Annotated in this window: 15 protein-coding genes; 10 read left to right on the forward strand and 5 right to left on the reverse strand. The window is 38.9% G+C overall.

Translation table 11 applies throughout. From position 1 onward, the window contains the following. Positions 1-373: 373 nt before the first annotated feature. Positions 374-1,678 carry a hypothetical protein gene (locus ACE1AQ_RS08080; protein ID WP_008206065.1) on the reverse strand — a complete coding sequence of 435 codons (1,305 nt, stop codon included), beginning with the start codon at positions 1,676-1,678 and terminating at the stop codon, positions 374-376. Positions 1,679-1,876: 198 nt separating this feature from the next. Between ACE1AQ_RS08080 and ACE1AQ_RS08085 the strand changes: the two genes are divergently transcribed. Beyond that, on the forward strand, positions 1,877-2,305 hold the full coding sequence (locus tag ACE1AQ_RS08085; RefSeq protein WP_002798813.1) for a hypothetical protein: 429 nt from the start codon (positions 1,877-1,879) through the stop codon (positions 2,303-2,305). A 107-nt stretch (positions 2,306-2,412) separates the two neighbouring features. On the opposite strand, the gene ACE1AQ_RS08090 is transcribed toward ACE1AQ_RS08085, so the two are convergent. Beyond that, positions 2,413-2,730, reverse strand: a complete 318-nt coding sequence (locus tag ACE1AQ_RS08090) for a hypothetical protein (RefSeq protein WP_253257637.1) — start codon at positions 2,728-2,730, stop codon at positions 2,413-2,415. Positions 2,731-3,586: 856 nt separating this feature from the next. Here ACE1AQ_RS08090 and ACE1AQ_RS08095 point away from each other — a divergent pair. Both ACE1AQ_RS08095 and ACE1AQ_RS08100 read left to right on the forward strand, forming a co-directional pair. Continuing rightward, complete coding sequence (locus tag ACE1AQ_RS08095; RefSeq protein ID WP_008206060.1) at positions 3,587-4,060, forward strand: CRR6 family NdhI maturation factor; 474 nt, start codon at positions 3,587-3,589, stop codon at positions 4,058-4,060. A gap of 94 nt (positions 4,061-4,154) precedes the next feature. Further along, a complete protein-coding gene (locus ACE1AQ_RS08100) occupies positions 4,155-5,363 on the forward strand; it encodes a 4-hydroxy-3-methylbut-2-enyl diphosphate reductase (protein WP_008206058.1) in 1,209 nt (402 codons plus the stop codon). 467 nt (positions 5,364-5,830) lie between these two features. On the opposite strand, the gene ACE1AQ_RS08105 is transcribed toward ACE1AQ_RS08100, so the two are convergent. Then, positions 5,831-6,016 carry a hypothetical protein gene (locus ACE1AQ_RS08105; RefSeq protein ID WP_110543129.1) on the reverse strand — a complete coding sequence of 62 codons (186 nt, stop codon included), beginning with the start codon at positions 6,014-6,016 and terminating at the stop codon, positions 5,831-5,833. A gap of 4 nt (positions 6,017-6,020) precedes the next feature. Then, positions 6,021-6,866 (reverse strand): hypothetical protein, encoded by an 846-nt coding sequence (locus ACE1AQ_RS08110; RefSeq protein ID WP_008206054.1) that lies wholly within the window; start codon positions 6,864-6,866, stop codon positions 6,021-6,023. Between the two features lie 458 nt (positions 6,867-7,324). On the opposite strand from ACE1AQ_RS08110, the gene bchL reads away from it, so the two are divergent. The 7 genes from bchL (at position 7,325) to ACE1AQ_RS08145 (ending at position 14,328) form a co-directional block, all read left to right on the forward strand. Continuing rightward, entirely contained in the window at positions 7,325-8,194 is an 870-nt protein-coding gene (gene bchL, locus ACE1AQ_RS08115; RefSeq protein WP_002773281.1) for a ferredoxin:protochlorophyllide reductase (ATP-dependent) iron-sulfur ATP-binding protein, read from the forward strand. 194 nt (positions 8,195-8,388) lie between these two features. Next, the gene (locus tag ACE1AQ_RS08120) at positions 8,389-9,153 is read left to right on the forward strand and encodes a DUF5331 domain-containing protein (RefSeq protein WP_110543132.1); all 765 of its coding nucleotides are present in this window, start codon (positions 8,389-8,391) and stop codon (positions 9,151-9,153) included. A gap of 16 nt (positions 9,154-9,169) precedes the next feature. Next, positions 9,170-10,570: a ferredoxin:protochlorophyllide reductase (ATP-dependent) subunit N gene (locus ACE1AQ_RS08125; RefSeq protein WP_002740797.1), complete on the forward strand. Its 1,401-nt coding sequence runs from the start codon at positions 9,170-9,172 to the stop codon at positions 10,568-10,570. A 169-nt stretch (positions 10,571-10,739) separates the two neighbouring features. After that, the gene (locus ACE1AQ_RS08130) at positions 10,740-12,032 is read left to right on the forward strand and encodes an ATP/GTP-binding protein (protein ID WP_008206046.1); all 1,293 of its coding nucleotides are present in this window, start codon (positions 10,740-10,742) and stop codon (positions 12,030-12,032) included. 1 nt (position 12,033) lies between these two features. Beyond that, positions 12,034-12,678 carry an RloB family protein gene (locus tag ACE1AQ_RS08135; RefSeq protein ID WP_110543134.1) on the forward strand — a complete coding sequence of 215 codons (645 nt, stop codon included), beginning with the start codon at positions 12,034-12,036 and terminating at the stop codon, positions 12,676-12,678. Between the two features lie 111 nt (positions 12,679-12,789). After that, entirely contained in the window at positions 12,790-13,593 is an 804-nt protein-coding gene (locus ACE1AQ_RS08140; RefSeq protein WP_008206042.1) for a nucleoside phosphorylase, read from the forward strand. A 333-nt stretch (positions 13,594-13,926) separates the two neighbouring features. Next, entirely contained in the window at positions 13,927-14,328 is a 402-nt protein-coding gene (locus ACE1AQ_RS08145) for a hypothetical protein (RefSeq protein WP_110543136.1), read from the forward strand. A gap of 93 nt (positions 14,329-14,421) precedes the next feature. Here the strand turns inward: ACE1AQ_RS08145 and ACE1AQ_RS08150 are convergent. After that, positions 14,422-16,389, reverse strand: a 1,968-nt coding sequence (locus ACE1AQ_RS08150) for a CHAT domain-containing protein (protein ID WP_374808204.1), incomplete at its 5' end; no start/stop codon positions are given.

Genomic DNA, 16,389 nt, shown 5'->3' on the forward strand with positions numbered 1-16,389 from the left:
TAGGTTCTGTGTGATAAGTTTAATTGACATAGGATCGATCGATCTTTGTGTCCTTTGTGTCTTTGTGGTTCGTTCCACCCCCTCGCTCTTGAGAAATGTATCTTAGAATACATTTTACCCACCAAAGCTGGGAGAGCCAAAGCAGGAGTCGGTCGTCAGGAAATAGGGTGATAGGGTGGTAGGGTTTTGGGGTGATAGGGTGATGAGACAGCTTCCCCACTTCCCTACTTCCCCACTTCCCTACTTCCCTACTTCCCCACTTCCCCATTCCCCACTTCCCCATTTCCCCACTTCATAATTCATAATTCATAATTCATAATTCCCACACCCCACACCCCACACCCTACACCCCACACCCTCTTTCAAGCAGGAGTCAGGAATCGGGCGATTCTAAGCGTTTTTGCCATTCTCGATCGATTTTATCCGAGCGCTCGATCTCTTGTTCGAGATAGTCTTGATCGGTAGAATAACTAATATCAGCATCTGTAATCACTTTTTGGTCAGCGAATTGACGAGAGTAGGCCAGTTTTTGCTCTAATTCAGGATTATTTTGTGCTAATAGATCTGCTCTTTTTTCTCGCTGTTGATTGCGTTGATTAACCCGCTCATTTCTCCACTGTAAAAAGAAATAACGACCGAGGGGAATCCCCAAAAAAGCAGCGGCATAACTGAGGAGAAACCCGTAGATTCCTGTGACTATCGACCCCAGAGAACCGCTCAAATCGACACTATCACTGTTGAGCAAATATCCTAAAACTAAAGCGAGGATAAAGTTAACCGCTCCTAAACCTAAAGCTAGGATAATTTGACCACTATCCGCTTCGCTAAACTTCCAGCGTTTTTCCCTTAGATAGGGCGAAACTGTTTGTAATTTTCTCTGTTTGGTTGTCACCTGTAGATCGGGAAAATAATAGATAATATCGCCTCGATCGGACACTTGCGGCAACCCATTAAAACGAGTTAAAACTGGGAGTATATAATCTTCTGTCTCCTCCTGACTGGGGGTAATACTATCGAGATAGGGGGCAATTTGTGGAGCGATAATCGAGCCACGATTATTTTGAATTACTTTACCGATAGTTTGCCAGCGTCTCTCCTCTAAATTAAAATTAGGATCGCCATCGCCAAAAAGAAAAGAAAAAACTGACTCGAGAAAATTCATCTTACTAGGGGGTTTTTCTGCCTTAACTTCCCGATCTCTTTTTTCGTAGTAGTTATTACCAAAATCGGGATAAAAAATCCAGAAAAAGTCCGTGGGAAAGAAGTTAATATTAATGTTGTTATTTCCCGAATTATTATCCGAGTCACTATCTTTAAACATTGAGGCTATCAGGATCGCCAGAATAGCAAACAAGAGGATTAAAATCGAAATAATTAAAACAATGCCGAAGGAAATACGAATAATATAAAAAACCACTTGCCAGATTTTACTGGCGAAAGCTTTTAACTGCAATTGCCAATATTTATTCAGAAGAATCGAGCGAAAATTTTCGGGAAAAAGATAGATAATCTCCCCCGTGTCTGCTACCTGTAAATGTCCCCCCGCTTCCGCAGCTAAAACTAATAATCCCTGTTGTGCAGCGTTAATCTCTAAACCCGATTTTGCCGCCACATCACCCACCGTAACCCGATAGCCTAATTTTTCGATCGATTGCAATAGAGACTCTTGGGGATTCATAGAAAATACTGTTCCTGTCGATTGTCCTCTTTTCTAGTTTAGTTTTGATTGTGTCTTTTTGGCAGCGGCTATCTGGATTGACAGGCGCGGCATTTTGGACTCGATCGAGAAAATATCGTTATAATTGTTCCAATAGTCGCAAAAAGCAGGGCTAAACTGTATAAATAGTTACTTTATAAGCAATTATCAGAGGTGAGCATGAATGCGTCGGAACAGGCAAAAGGATTAGAATTAACGGCGAAGATCGCCACACTCGTCAACCTGTTTAAACAACAATTCCCCGATGCAAAGGCAGATCTGAAACCTTGGCGCAACGATCCCCACACAAGGGAGTTAACGGATCCCGACTCGATCGATATCGCTTTCCATTTTCCCGGTTGGAGTCCCAGAATTCAAGGGCGCAGTATTCTGGTACAAATTCGTTTTCATCTCGATAGCGAGGATCAGCATCAGCGTTTGATTGGCTTAGAAATGCAGGCTTTTAACCATCAAGGAACCGCTTGGCGACTATCTACGGTGGAAAATTGGCAATTAGTCGGCAATTATCAACCTTCTGCTAAGGTGGCTGATAAGTTAAAATATTTCAGCCGGCAGGTGTTTGAAGTTTTTAAAAATGAGCATCGATAAGGCTCTTTCGGCACTCTCGGCAAAAGATCGTTATTCGATCGAGATTAAATCGGTCATAATGTCAAGCTATAGGACTAATACTAAATCCGTTGACTATAGGCTACATATCAGGACAGGCAAAAGGCAAAAGAGAAATAGATAATCAGTCTTTGATAACTGGATTTAGTATAAATTAATTCTTGAAAGTGCTTCGCTTGAGCAGAAATTTTTAACATTTTTTCTGGTTGATCGTGAATCTCACTTTTTTGAGAAGGTTTACTGCTGCTCGTGGTTGTTTTAGAAATACTGATATTTTTAATGCTAACAAAGCGATATTGATAGTCCTGAAGAAAATCGGGTTGATTCCAAAATAAGCGTCCGATTTCACGACAATAGGAGACAAAGCATTTGGCTCCTGTTAATTGTTTAATTAAGTAGGTAGGCACAATTATTTGTAGGATGGGTTAGCGGTAGCGTAACCCATGCGGGCGTTGGGTTTCATGCTTCAACCCAACCTACGTTTATTTTATATTTAATTCCACCCACCTACTTATCGATGAATTAGAATCTCTGCTTTTCTTCATTTCTAAACAAAGGATAACTTTTTCATTAGTGGTATTAGCGATAATTATAAAATCTGCACGCTTACACTCACCTTTATCACCAGTAAAAAAACTCATCTAGCTTGATCACAATCACTCGATCGGGTTCAGGCATTCCACTAATCATCCCACCCTGTTTGAGCAAGTAGAGGACTTCTTTAAGACCGCCGGCTGGGTACTTTACCCCGACCTTCAGCCTAAGGGATGGATAATAAACCTCTTGCAAAAGTCAAAAAGTAATCAATCCTGATGCTGAAAGCATCTATTCTTCTTTCTGTTGCCTGTTGCCTTTTGCCTGTTGCCTGACTTCTGCAAGAAGTCTAATGATTATATGCTTACCCTGGGCTGCCTTACCTGCTTCCACTCAGGAGCTACAATCTAGCTGTCAATAGGCTTTGATACTAAATCTGGTTATTAAAAACTGATTATTTATTTCCCCTTTTGCATGAGTGCCTGTTGCTTTTTGCCTCCCCTCTATAAGTAGCCTATACTCAACGGATTTAGTATGAGATGCGCTTACCCTGGTAGGAGAAATCCAACCCTGGGGATTTTAGTCTGGTTTTCCTCTCTCGCTCCGGAGTGAGAGAATAGTCAAACTTAGTTTTTTTGTCCCGATTGAGAGTATTTTCTGAGATAGATCATTGTCGATCTAGGGATAAAAAACAGTAATTTTGCCTGATGTAACCTTTTATTTGCCCCTATGACTGTCAAAATCGCTCTTAAACCCAATCAAATCCAAAATCTCGATCTCTCATCTTTAGAGACTATTATTCAAGATTATCAGTCCCGATCAGCGATCGCGGAATTGGAACAAGCTCTACAATTAGAGATAGATTATCCTCGCGCGGAGGGTGATATGCGGGAATTATCGGAGATACCGGAAGTCAGGCTGTGGTTTTTGCGTTTGGATGCAGTTTATCCCTGGTTAATCTTTATTCTTGACCCAAAACAGGGAGAAATCGCCCGTTATGCTGCTATGTTGGTTCCCCATCAATTCCATCGTGGGGAAGGAATTCAATATAATCCCGAAGCTTTGGAGATTTTTGTGATGCAAAAACTCTTTATTTTGTCTGATTGGCTGAAAAGTCAGCAAATTCCTGCTTTATCTCGCTTAAAATTTTTCGCTCAACAGTTTGGTTACGATATCGACGAGGAATTTCTCTCTAGTCTCTAAAAGCCTCCTGGGCTGACTAGATAAGGTATCTTTAATATATGACAAGCTACTGTCTCGACCAATTTAGCGCCACCAATACCCCTATCAGAGAATCATGGATACAAAATCCTTTAAACGTACCCTACAGCAATCGGATAACTATAACCGCAAGGGATTCGGTCACAAAGAGGAAGTAATGGATGCGATGACCAATCAGTATCAAAGCGACCTGATCCAAAAAATTCGTGCAAATAATTATCGTTTACAACGGGGTGACGTGACGATCTATCTCGCTCAAGCTTTTGGTTTTTGTTGGGGGGTAGAACGCGCGGTCGCCATGGCCTATGAAACTCGTCAGCATTTTCCCCAGGAACGTCTCTGGATTACTAACGAAATTATTCACAATCCCTCGGTCAATCAGCGTCTGCGGGCCATGGCCGTGGGTTTTATTCCCGTCGAAAATGGCCAAAAAGACTTTAGTGTGGTGGAATCGGGGGATGTGGTGATTTTACCCGCTTTTGGGGCTAGTATTTCGGAAATGCAAATACTTAACGATAAGGGTTGCATGATTGTGGATACCACTTGTCCCTGGGTTTCTAAGGTGTGGAATTCCGTGGAAAAGCACAAAAAAAAGGACCACACTTCGATTATTCACGGCAAATATAATCACGAAGAAACGATCGCCACTAGCTCTTTTGCCGGCACTTATCTGATCGTTTTAAATTTGGCTCAAGCTAATTATGTCGCTAATTATATTCTCCACGGTGGCGATAAAAACGAGTTTTTAGAGAAGTTTAAAAATGCTCATTCCCAGGGTTTCGATCCCGATCGCGATCTAGATTATATCGGTATTGCCAATCAAACCACGATGCTTAAAAGTGAAACGGAGGAAATTGGCAAACTCTTCGAGCATACTATGTTGAGAAAGTACGGACCGATCGATTTTAAAGATCATTTCATGAGTTTTAATACCATCTGTGATGCCACTCAAGAGCGTCAAGATGCCATGTTTGAACTGGTGAAAGAACCGGTTTCTTTAATGGTGGTAATTGGCGGTTATAATTCCTCTAATACCACTCACCTACAGGAAATAGCGATCGAGCGTGCCATTCCCTCCTATCATATCGATAGTGCCGAGCGCATTCTCCCCGGTAATCGCATCGAACATAAACCTTTAGGGGGTGATTTAATCATCACCGATAACTGGTTAAATGAGGGAAAAATTGCCATCGGAGTTACTTCTGGCGCTTCCACTCCCGATAAGGTGGTAGAAGAGGTAATCGAGAAAATTTTTGCGCTCAAATCTTCTTTAGTCCCCGGTTAATTAGCCTAGGTGTGTTAGCCTTTGGCAATGGCTGCATCTCAATTTTGGAGAAATATCTATGGCTCACCATCAGTTATTTTTATCCGTGGGATTGCTGACAAATTGACCTTTGGGTTAATCATTATCAGTAGAACCGTTCGGCTCTTCTCGTTGGGTGTATCTCACATTTGCAGAAATACCGACTATCAGCAATTATCAGTGACTTTTAAATTATCACAGATATATCAGCAGCCGTCTGTAAGCATCCCACCGAAAAACTAATGCGCGAGGGGTTTGGGGACGGCGCTTGCGTCCCCAACGGGGGGTTTGGGGGGTAGAACCCCCCAAAAGCTTGGATTGAGTGATAAAATCGAAAGTAACGCCCGACTTTAGCAGAAAGTTTCCCCTTAAAAATCCCAACTTAGTGGATTTACAAAAATGAGATGTAGCCTTCTCGTTTCTGTCTGGAAGTAAGGTCCAATATTTTCCTAAAAACGGCGGGTTTTATCGACTCCGTAGATAAAACCCGTCACCACGGAAGAGAGAATTAATAACAAAATTAATCCTCCTGGTAAAAAAGATAATATTCCCATGCCGCGCAATATATAAACTAACACGGTCACTAATAGGAAACCGAGAAAAAGATACTTTAAATAGCTAGAATTTGAGCGCATTTACTTAGATTAACACTTCCTCTTGAGTTAAGTTTAACTTTTCGGCAATCATTGCCAGGATTTTTTCTTCCCTTTTTCCGTTACTGATAGATTCCAGTAAACGGCCATTGAGAATAATTTCTTCCCCGTTGGATAAGGTTAAAATAATCCGTCGGTAACTAGACCCTAAAAAGCCTTTGTAATCTTCTACCTTTGCTTCAACAATTCTCTCTAGAAGATAATCACTTTCGCTTCTAAAAATTAAATGTTGTCGCCTACGGGTTAGGGTAGCCTTGGCTTGATTAAAGACATAACTCTCCCGATAGCTGGCATCATAAAGTAACAACATACCAGACAATAAGCATAACATACCCCAAAGATAATAGCGATAATTATGGTGGTGTTCTAGCAGTGCTGAAAAGGTATCTAGGGGACTTTTGGCAATAATTTCCTGAGTTTGATATCTATTCACAAAACTCTCAAATTGAGTTTTAAAATCACTAGCTGACTGCACATCTCGAAAATTCTCGATGTAGAGATAGTTATTTCTTCCGACCAATAAAACCGTGTTATTAACAGTTTTTTTCTGCTCAACACTGATAAAAACTTCTTGATAGACAGCCGTAGCTTTAATGTGAGTTAAAGAAAAATTTTCCCGACTAGAAACAGGAAAATTATACTCTTGGACATATTGACAATCTATCCTTTTTGTGCCTAACCTAATGCAGTCAAGATAAGCGCGCTGGAAAGAAACCACATAGGCTAAAAACAGCAAAGGAACCCCAGCCAGAAAAAAACCGAGAAAAGGACGATATTTAGGAGCCTTATTCTCTAATAAGAGTGTAGTCAGCGTTTTTTGCTTAACTCGCATGGGAAACCCTAGAGGTACTTTCCTGTAATTCTACTACAGCCTTTCGGTATCCTTCTGGGGATTGATTTATTTAATCTGCTGACCAGGAAAATTGTAATGATTATTCACGAAAATCTGCCATCGGTCTCTAGACTGCCTCTATCTTGACCTTTTTTGTCCCGGTTTGCCACGGTAAAACCCTGTTTATCGAGTTTTTGTAAAGCTTTGGTGGTTTTTTGCTTATTGTTTGTATTTAAAGTAAATGTATAAACAAAGCTGTTTTTATAAGTTTTTATCAATTTCAGAGACTCTATAAGCTCTAAAAAATTATTAAGCTAATTTTTAAGCTTTAAATCTCACTCTAGCTATAGCAGATAAAAATTGAGCCTCTTTCCAAGGAGTGGGGAGATGGTCAATAATTGCAATCAAAGCACTGATAAACAAACTCACCATTCAAGCGCACATTTAGGAGAACTTCCATGCCTTTAACACTCGCAGTCTACGGAAAAGGTGGCATCGGTAAATCGACAACAAGCTGTAATATTTCGGCCGCTTTAGCCAAAAGAGGCAAAAAAGTCCTACAAATAGGCTGTGACCCCAAGCATGATAGCACTTTCACTCTCACCGGCTTTCTTATTCCCACAATCATCGATACCCTGCAAGAAAAAGATTTTCACTACGAAGACATCTGGCCCGAAGACGTTATCTATGACGGTTACGGTGGCGTCAAATGCGTGGAAGCGGGTGGCCCTCCGGCCGGTGCCGGTTGTGGCGGTTACGTCGTCGGGGAAACGGTGAAATTATTAAAAGAATTGAACGCTTTTGATGAATTTGACGTGATTTTGTTCGATGTTTTGGGGGATGTGGTCTGTGGAGGATTTGCCGCTCCCTTAAATTACGCCGATTACTGCATAATTGTCACAGATAACGGCTTTGATGCTCTTTTTGCCGCCAATCGCATCGCTGCTTCCGTCCGCGAAAAAGCGCGCACCCATCCCCTGCGACTAGCCGGATTAATTGGCAATCGCACCTCAAAACGCGATTTAATTAATAAATATGTGGACCATGTTCCCATGCCAGTGTTAGAAGTTTTACCCTTAATTGAAGATATTCGCGTCTCCAGAGTTAAAGGTCAAACTCTCTTTGAAATGGCCGACAAGGATCCGATGTTAAGTTACGTTTGTGACTATTATCTCAACATTGCCGATCAGATTTTAGCCAAACCAGAAGGAGTTATTCCCAAAGAATCTGCCGACCGGGAGTTATTCACTTTATTATCGGATTTCTATCTTAATGCCGATAAACCCAAAGTTAACGCCGAGGCGGAATTAGATCTAATGATGGTTTAGATTATTTTGTCGGGTGGGTTAGCTACAGCGTAACCCACCAAAACCCACCAATAACCACCAATAAACTCTTTTTCTGGGTGGGTTACGGCGAATAATTAACTTATTAGTTAATAGCCTAACTTATCGTCGCCTAACCCACCCTACCCACTGCAAATAATTAACTTATTAGTTAATAGCCTAACTTATGGGACAAAATGAGCAACTTTGAGGAATTAAAAGCCACCTTACCGAGGCGATGGTTAGATTACTACCAAAATAATCAAGCTTGGATTAAGTGTTTAATGAATTCCAGAGGTTCGTGGCGAAAAACTCCCGACGGTGGTAAACGTCCCAGTGCTGACATAATTATAGCGGCAGCAACAGCCTTAGAACCTAAGTTATCAGTGTGGATGTATCCCTTTTGTCAACTTAGTTCCGATGGGGACAAACTGGTAGAAGTCTTAGGACTAAATTTTGATTCTGAAAAAAAGGAGTTGGAAAAATCGGAAAAAGAATTACTGATTTCTAATGCGCACACTGAATATCTCAACGGATTCCGAGAAAAACAATTATCAGTCGAAAAAAACAAAGTAATTATTTTTGAGGAATTGCTAAAAATCTTACCAGATAAATGGTTAGATTACTACCAAAACAATCAATCTTGGATTAAGTCTTTAATGGATTCTAGAGGCTGGTGGCGAAAAACATCAGAGGGGGGTAAACGTCCGAATTCCGACATCATTATAGGTGCAATGACTGTTTTAGAATCTCAATTATCAGTGTGGATGTATCCCTTTTGTCAGCTTAATTCCGATGGAGACAAACTTCTAGAAGTTTTAGGATTAAATTTTGATCCTGAGAAGAAACAACTAGAAAAGAAAGAAAGAGAATTAAGTAATTCTTTATATCCTACTGAGGATACTGTACTGCAAAAAATCCGCCAAGAGTTACAACGAGAAAACCTAAATAAACCAAGTTAAAGGAGAACCTAAAAACATGACCGCCACTCAAGAACCGAGCGCTTTACAATTTGATTGTGAAACCGGCAACTATCACACCTTTTGTCCGATTAGCTGTGTTGCTTGGTTATACCAAAAAATCGAAGATAGTTTCTTCCTTGTTATCGGCACAAAAACCTGTGGTTACTTCCTGCAAAATGCCATGGGGGTGATGATTTTTGCTGAACCACGTTATGCCATGGCTGAATTAGAAGAAGGGGATATTTCCGCTCAACTAAAAGACTACGAAGAATTAAAACGCCTCTGCTTACAAATTAAACGAGATAGAAACCCTAGCGTTATCGTTTTTATCGGTACTTGTACCACCGAAATCATCAAAATGGACTTGGAAGGATTAGCACCGAAACTAGAGTCAGAAATCGGTATTCCTATCGTGACAGCGCGCGCTAATGGTTTAGATTATGCCTTTACCCAAGGGGAAGATACCGTCCTCGCTTCCATGGTGCATAAATGTCCCGAAAAAGTTAAGCATGAAGATGAAAAAGAAGAACGGAATGCCATCCAGAAACTCTTAACTTTTGGACGTAAAAAAGAAGAAATTAAACAGGAAGAATCGGAATATAAAGACCATCCTCCTTTAGTTTTATTTGGTTCCGTTCCCGACCCAATTGTGACCAATTTAACCCTAGAATTGAAAAAACAAGGAGTTAAAATTGATGGTTGGTTGCCGGCCAAACGGTTTACTGAATTACCGGTAATTGAAGAAGGTTATTATGTCGCTGGTGTCAATCCTTTTCTATCACGAACTGCCACCACTTTAATGCGTCGTCGTAAGTGTAAATTAATTGGCGCACCCTTTCCCATCGGTCCGGATGGAACCCGCGCTTGGATAGAAAAAATCTGTTCTGTTTTGGGAGTACAACCGCAGGGATTAGAAGAAAGAGAGGCAAAAATTTGGGAAAGTTTAGAGGATTATCTGCAACTTGTGCGCGGTAAATCGGTCTTCTTTATGGGGGATAATTTACTAGAAATTTCCCTGGCACGTTTCCTAATTCGTTGCGGGATGACTTGTGATGAAATCGGTATTCCCTACATGGATAAACGCTACCAAGCAGCCGAATTAGCATTACTAGAAAAAACCTGTAATGATATGGGTGTTCCCATCCCGAAAATCATCGAAAAACCTGATAACTACAATCAGATTCAGCGCATTTACGAGTTAAAACCTGATTTAGTGATTACAGGAATGGCCCATGCAAATCCCTTAGAAGCGCGGGGAATTAACACTAAATGGTCGGTAGAATTTACTTTTGCTCAAATCCACGGTTTTACCAATGCGCGAGATATTTTAGAATTAGCTACTCGTCCCCTGCGTCGCAACAATAACCTCAAGGAATTGGGTTGGGACAAGTTAGTTAAAGAGTCAGCAAAAGTGTAAATTTGTTTTCAAAAGGCTACAATCATCAGGTAAGGAAAATTAATTCCTTACCTTTTTTCTGTGATTGTTTGCCGATTCTGAGGACAATTCTTGTTCAAATGCTCAACAAGTGCATAAAATAAAAGTATCGTCTCCTTTATTCCTTAGAGACTTTTAGGGTTAATATGCAATGCTCATCGGATTTAGTGTCGGCAATTATCGCTCTTTTAAAGATGTAGTAACTCTCAGTATGGTAGCTGCAGAGGATGCCAACGGTAATGATGAGCTTGATAAAAATAATGTTTTTAAGGTTAATCAACAATTTAGTTTACTTAAAAGTGCCGCTATTTATGGAGCAAATGCCAGTGGTAAGAGTAATTTAATTCTGGCATTCAATTTTATGCGACGGTTTGTCATGAATTCTGCAAAATTACAAATCACTGACAAAATAGATGTGGAACCCTTTAGATTAAGTACCGAAACTGTTGATAAACCATCCTTTTTTGAAATAGTTTTTCAGCTAAAAAATAAAACTTATAGATATGGATTTGAAGTAACTCAAAAGCGAGTAGTTTCCGAATGGTTATTTTGTACACCCAGAAGTCGTGAAACTAAAATTTTTAATCGGCAAGGCGATAAAATAGAATATAGCAAAAATATTGAACAAGGTAATATACTAAGAGGATTGACCAAAAAAAATACTCTGTTTTTATCACTAGCGGCTCAATTTAATAATTCTCTAGCGGTGGAAATTGTCTCTTGGTTTAGTCACTTAGGTGTTGTGTCTGGGTTAGATGTGGAATTATTAAAAGCGATTACGCTTGAGCATCTTTCTAATAGACAAAATTTGATTGATGATGTGACTAAGTTAATTAAAAAATTAGATTTAAGTATTGACAATCTCAACCTAGAAACAGAAACCAGAAAAATTTCCTTAGACAGTCTCCCGCAAGATTTACCGGATGTTGTCAGAAATATAATCAGTCACTCTAGCGGTGAAATAAAGTCCGCTACCATAAAAACCTATCATCCAAAGTATGACTCAACAGGTAAAATGATTGAGTTAGAAATTTTTGATATGGACAAACATGAATCTGATGGAACTAAAAAGATTTTGGCTCTGTCAGCACCGATTTTAGACACTTTGCAAAGAGGGGAAGTTTTAGTAATTGATGAATTGGATGCCAGACTTCATCCTTTAATGACTAGAAGTATAATCGAATTATTTAATTCTCAGAAAACTAATCCCAAAAATGCTCAACTTATTTTTACTACTCACGATATTAATTTACTTAGTCATAAATTTTTGAGGAGGGATCAAATTTGGTTTACCGAAAAAAATCATCAAGGAGCAACAGATTTATATTCTTTGGTGGAATTTGCTGATATTAATAATAATGATACCCTTGAAAAAGATTATATTCAAGGTCGTTATGGAGCAATACCTTTTATTGGTGATTTAAGTACAATTATTGGTAATTAGTATGGGTAAAAATAGGAATACTTCCGATTATTTGCGTCGCCAAACTAAGACTAGAGAAACAAGAAAAAGATTTTTAATTATTTGCGAGGGAGAAAAAACTGAAGTTAACTATTTTAAGGCTTTTACTGTTCCTAAGAAAATTGAAGTTAGGGTGAAAGGTGAAGGTAAAAATAGCTTGAGTTTAGTAGAAAAAGCTATTAAGATTATAGATAATGTAAACAAAGATGACTCATTTGATCAAATCTGGTGCGTTTTTGATAAAGATAACTGTTCTAAAGAGCAATTTAATCAAGCAGAAGGACTGGCTAAAGAACAAAATATCAAGATTGCCTATTCTAATGAAGCTTTTGAAATTTGGTTTATTTTACACTTTCAATATCTGGATATTGCCACATCCCGAAGTGAATACCTAACAATTTTAACTAACCAGATGCAAAAGTATGGATTATTAAACAAGAAAGAAAAATATAAAAAAAATCGAGAGGATATGTACGAAAAATTAAAGCCATACCAGACAACAGCAATCACTAATGCAGCAAAACTTATTCAAGATAGAGATGAAGCCAAAAAACATCCTTTTGATGCCAATCCCTCAACCACAGTACAGGAATTAGTGCAAGAACTTAACATCAATAGTCGTCCTTAAGCTTGATTTTCTTTTGTCAATAATTAAATATTTAATTTTAATTGAAACCTAAAGTTGTTATAATAACTAAAAGCCTATTTAACCAAAGTAACTGCTCTTAATTTGATTTAAATGTCCAATAACTTATCTCACCAAAAACCCTATCATCTCAACTTTAGCAGTGAGGATTTAGGCACGGCAAAACCGACTATCACCCTATTATCGGGGGAACCAGAACGCTCGCGCTATATTGCCGAAACTTATTTACAAAATGCACGTTTACTATCGGATTATCGCGGATTAAATAGTTATCTTGGCTATCTAGATAATTCTACCCCAATTCTTCTGGCTACCAGTGGCATGGGTGCGCCATCTTTGAGTATTGTGGTTAATGAATTAATACAGGTGGGAATTAAAACTATTATTCGTATCGGTACTTGTGGCGCAATTCAAAATAGAATAAAAATTGGTGATATTATTATCTCGCAAGCGGCTTTATGTAGGCAAGGTGCAGCTAATGATATTGCTCCTCCGGAATATCCCGCAGTGGCGGATCCTTTTTTGACAGTTGCTCTAGTCAAATCGGCTCAATTTTTGGGAGTAAATTATCATTTAGGTATTACCGCTTCTGTGGATAGTTTTTATGAGGGACAGGAAAGAATTGTGTCTTCTGCTAACCCTTATCTTCAGCGCCATTTAGAGGGAATTACGGAAGAATATCGACGTTTAAATATTCTCAATTATGAAATGGAAGCGGGAACTTTATTTAAAATGGCGGGGGTTTATGGATTTACTGCCGCTTGTATTTGTGCTGTGATTGCCGCAAGAAGTAAAGAGGAAGGGATTAGTTTAGAAAGCAAACAACAGGCCATTGAAAAAGCGATTCAGGTGGCAATATTGACCGTTAGCAACCTCTCCCTATCCTCAATTGATTAATGTTCAGAAATCATCTTCATTAAGACTTCCTCTTTTTCCTGACTTTCGGGATAACAGGAGATAAGTTTAGCGCGTAATTCTTGGGACAAAATAATTGATCGCCTTGTCTAAGTATGGTATATTAGTTTGCTCAAAAAAGTGTATTTTGTTGCGAATATGTAATGATTTTTGACAAAAGTAAATTCTCACCCCCAAAAATTCGCTTCTTCTTAGTCTTCTAAGCTAATTTTGACCGGATTAACTTGTCATCGGTAAAGTCAAAACCTTTAGCGACGAGACGATTATAAGGTGAGATAATGGGAAAAAATTGGTTTTAGCTTTAAGAATCATATTATGTCAGACGCAACGCAGTTAACACCGGAAAAAATTGCTCAGTACCGTATTCAATTTGCGGACAATGAGAACGCTTTAATTGCACTTGATGTTATTGAGGAATGGGAGGGAGATTTAGCAGATGCTGCTGAGTCTATTGCCACTCGTAACGGGATTGAAGGGGTAGAAGATAATGCTGATTTTCGTTGGTTTGTTATTGTTCTTAATAAATGTCGGGATTCTATTTGTCAACCGAAGTTGCGAGAAAAATATTTACCCGCACTTATCCCTACTTTAACAGGTATTATTGTAGGATATTTGATGTGTCCTCCGCAAGTCGCGGGAATTTTATCTGCTATAGTTGTTGTTTATATTCAGGATCAAGGACTGGATAAATTTTGTCAAAATTATCCTGATTCTTAAACTCAGATCTTACCCCTGATATTAAAAACCCGATTTTTAGAGGCAGAAAAAATCGGGTTTTTTGGACTTTTGGATAATGCTGCAAGATCTGAGTTAAATCCCTGTTGCGATAAATGCCGTCCAATAATAGGGATTGGCAAAGGGATAGGGTTCACGTTTAACCGCAGCTTCTAATAAGTCTTGGAATTTTCTTCTATCCCGTTTACTTTCAAAGACTCGATCAAGTAATTGCTGGAATTTTTGACTATTTTTAATTCTGGCTAATTTTTTACTGTTCAATGTTCTTAACCAAGTTTGAGTATGATTTAAAACAATAGCGATACTTCCTTCATCTCGGATAGAAATTCGTTTAAGATCGTGATAAAATTTAGTCATAAATAACGTAGTTGCTAGGGGATCTACTGTCCAAAGGGTACTAAATACACTAGAACTACCTGCAAATAGAAAACCACTCGGTAAACCTACATATTCATCACTAATACTATTAGCATTACTTTCGATTATACCACTTTCATCACAAAACAAAGTTGCTAAACGGCATTGTCTTAAATCAAATTTTTCAAATACTTCTGCTAGGGTTAGGTTAGCTGATTCTCCTAAGTTACCATCTGGATCTGCTAACATTAAAGCGGAATCTCTAGGGGATTCATTATCAAATTTACCGTGACAAGAAAAGTGAAGACAATGAGATGCTTGTAATTCTTGACGACGGTTTTCTAGAGTTTGTTCTGATGCTTCTGATTCACCAATAATAATAGTTTTTTCAGCAGCAAATCCTTGACTAATTCTCTCGATTTCTAGATTTGCTCCTAAGAGAGGTTTTAGGTCTTTTCTGGTGGGATTTTTAATGGCAAAAAGACGAGTAAAGTTTTCTCGCTGTGATAATTTTACCAGTTTTAAAAGTTGGCAACTGGGAACGTATCCTACACCTTTAGTAAAGCGTTGATAGAGAAATTGTCCATTTTTTAGGGGTAAACAATGAAGGGGAATAATATGTAAAAACCAATGGGGAATTAGGATGAGACGAGAGCAGGATTTAGGAATCAGTTCTAAAAGTTCATCAATGTGGAGAATTTCTGAGAGTTGATTTAAATAGTCATTAAGATTATTAATCCACTCGGTTTTGTTATTTTCGTAAGCATCACGATAATTTTTAATAAAATTAATCAATTTTTCTCGATCTTCTGCTGAAGATTGCCAAACTTTAACCCCTTTCACCTCACTATTCCCCCCTTTTGAAGGGGGGTTAGGGGGGATCAAACCCTCATTAGTAACAATAAACGCCATAATACTATCCCCTGCAATATACCATTCTAAAATGGCAGTTTGTTGATCAATTAAGGATTGAATGTCACTTAGAGGAATGCTTGCAACCTTTTGAGTTAAGCTAAAAGTGGGGTCTATGGGAGTTATTTCACGGTCAATGAGTTGATTTAATTCTTGTTTTAAATGATTGAGGTGAGTATAGTCATTTAAGATGGGTTGTTTTTGTTCATCTAGGGTTAAAATTTCTCCCCGATTGCGGGTTTGTTCTTGGATGGCTAACCGTTGTTCTTCCCCAATAATGGCACGACGGAGGCGATCTAATTCGGTTTTAATAGTTTGGGGGATATTACCTTTAGGATAGATATCTCGATCGGTAAGCAATTGGACTAGATAGCGGGTTTTGCTGCGTTCAACGTATTCTAAGGCGCAATCTTTTTGATTGAGGTTGAGATAGGATTGAACAATGCCATGATAAACATCCATTGCCTCGGAGAGAATTTCCTGTTGTCGTTGGGGGTTTAAGGCTTCGAGTCGGGTATTTTCTACTGCTTCGATGGCTAAGTTGTAGCCTTTGATGGCGGTTTCCCAGTCTTCGATTAGGTTAGCAGCATTCCCTAAGTTTCGTCCTGTTTGTAAACAGTCTATAGGATAAGCAGTCGGGGTTATTACTTCTAAAGACTGGTTTAAAGCAACAATAGCTAACTCTAAATTTTCTGCCTTTTCCCCTCTGATACGATCACTATAAGCATTGCCCAGATTATTTTGTGTCATTGCCCATTCATAAGGAAAGCTATC

This window comes from Microcystis sp. BLCC-F209 (assembly GCF_041928595.1).
In the GTDB taxonomy this organism is placed as follows: domain Bacteria; phylum Cyanobacteriota; class Cyanobacteriia; order Cyanobacteriales; family Microcystaceae; genus Microcystis.

Excerpts from the sequence above, each read along its gene's own strand:
- ACE1AQ_RS08135 (WP_110543134.1), top strand. The coding sequence starts at position 12,034 with ATGGGTAAAAATAGGAATACTTCCGATTATTTGCGTCGCCAAACTAAG.
- ACE1AQ_RS08120 (WP_110543132.1), top strand. The coding sequence starts at position 8,389 with ATGAGCAACTTTGAGGAATTAAAAGCCACCTTACCGAGGCGATGGTTA.
- ACE1AQ_RS08110 (WP_008206054.1), bottom strand. The coding sequence starts at position 6,866 with ATGCGAGTTAAGCAAAAAACGCTGACTACACTCTTATTAGAGAATAAG.
- ACE1AQ_RS08145 (WP_110543136.1), top strand. The coding sequence starts at position 13,927 with ATGTCAGACGCAACGCAGTTAACACCGGAAAAAATTGCTCAGTACCGT.
- ACE1AQ_RS08080 (WP_008206065.1), bottom strand. The coding sequence starts at position 1,678 with ATGAATCCCCAAGAGTCTCTATTGCAATCGATCGAAAAATTAGGCTAT.
- ACE1AQ_RS08100 (WP_008206058.1), top strand. The coding sequence starts at position 4,155 with ATGGATACAAAATCCTTTAAACGTACCCTACAGCAATCGGATAACTAT.
- ACE1AQ_RS08105 (WP_110543129.1), bottom strand. The coding sequence starts at position 6,016 with ATGCGCTCAAATTCTAGCTATTTAAAGTATCTTTTTCTCGGTTTCCTA.
- ACE1AQ_RS08130 (WP_008206046.1), top strand. The coding sequence starts at position 10,740 with ATGCTCATCGGATTTAGTGTCGGCAATTATCGCTCTTTTAAAGATGTA.
- bchL (WP_002773281.1), top strand. The coding sequence starts at position 7,325 with ATGCCTTTAACACTCGCAGTCTACGGAAAAGGTGGCATCGGTAAATCG.
- ACE1AQ_RS08140 (WP_008206042.1), top strand. The coding sequence starts at position 12,790 with ATGTCCAATAACTTATCTCACCAAAAACCCTATCATCTCAACTTTAGC.
- ACE1AQ_RS08125 (WP_002740797.1), top strand. The coding sequence starts at position 9,170 with ATGACCGCCACTCAAGAACCGAGCGCTTTACAATTTGATTGTGAAACC.
- ACE1AQ_RS08085 (WP_002798813.1), top strand. The coding sequence starts at position 1,877 with ATGAATGCGTCGGAACAGGCAAAAGGATTAGAATTAACGGCGAAGATC.
- ACE1AQ_RS08095 (WP_008206060.1), top strand. The coding sequence starts at position 3,587 with ATGACTGTCAAAATCGCTCTTAAACCCAATCAAATCCAAAATCTCGAT.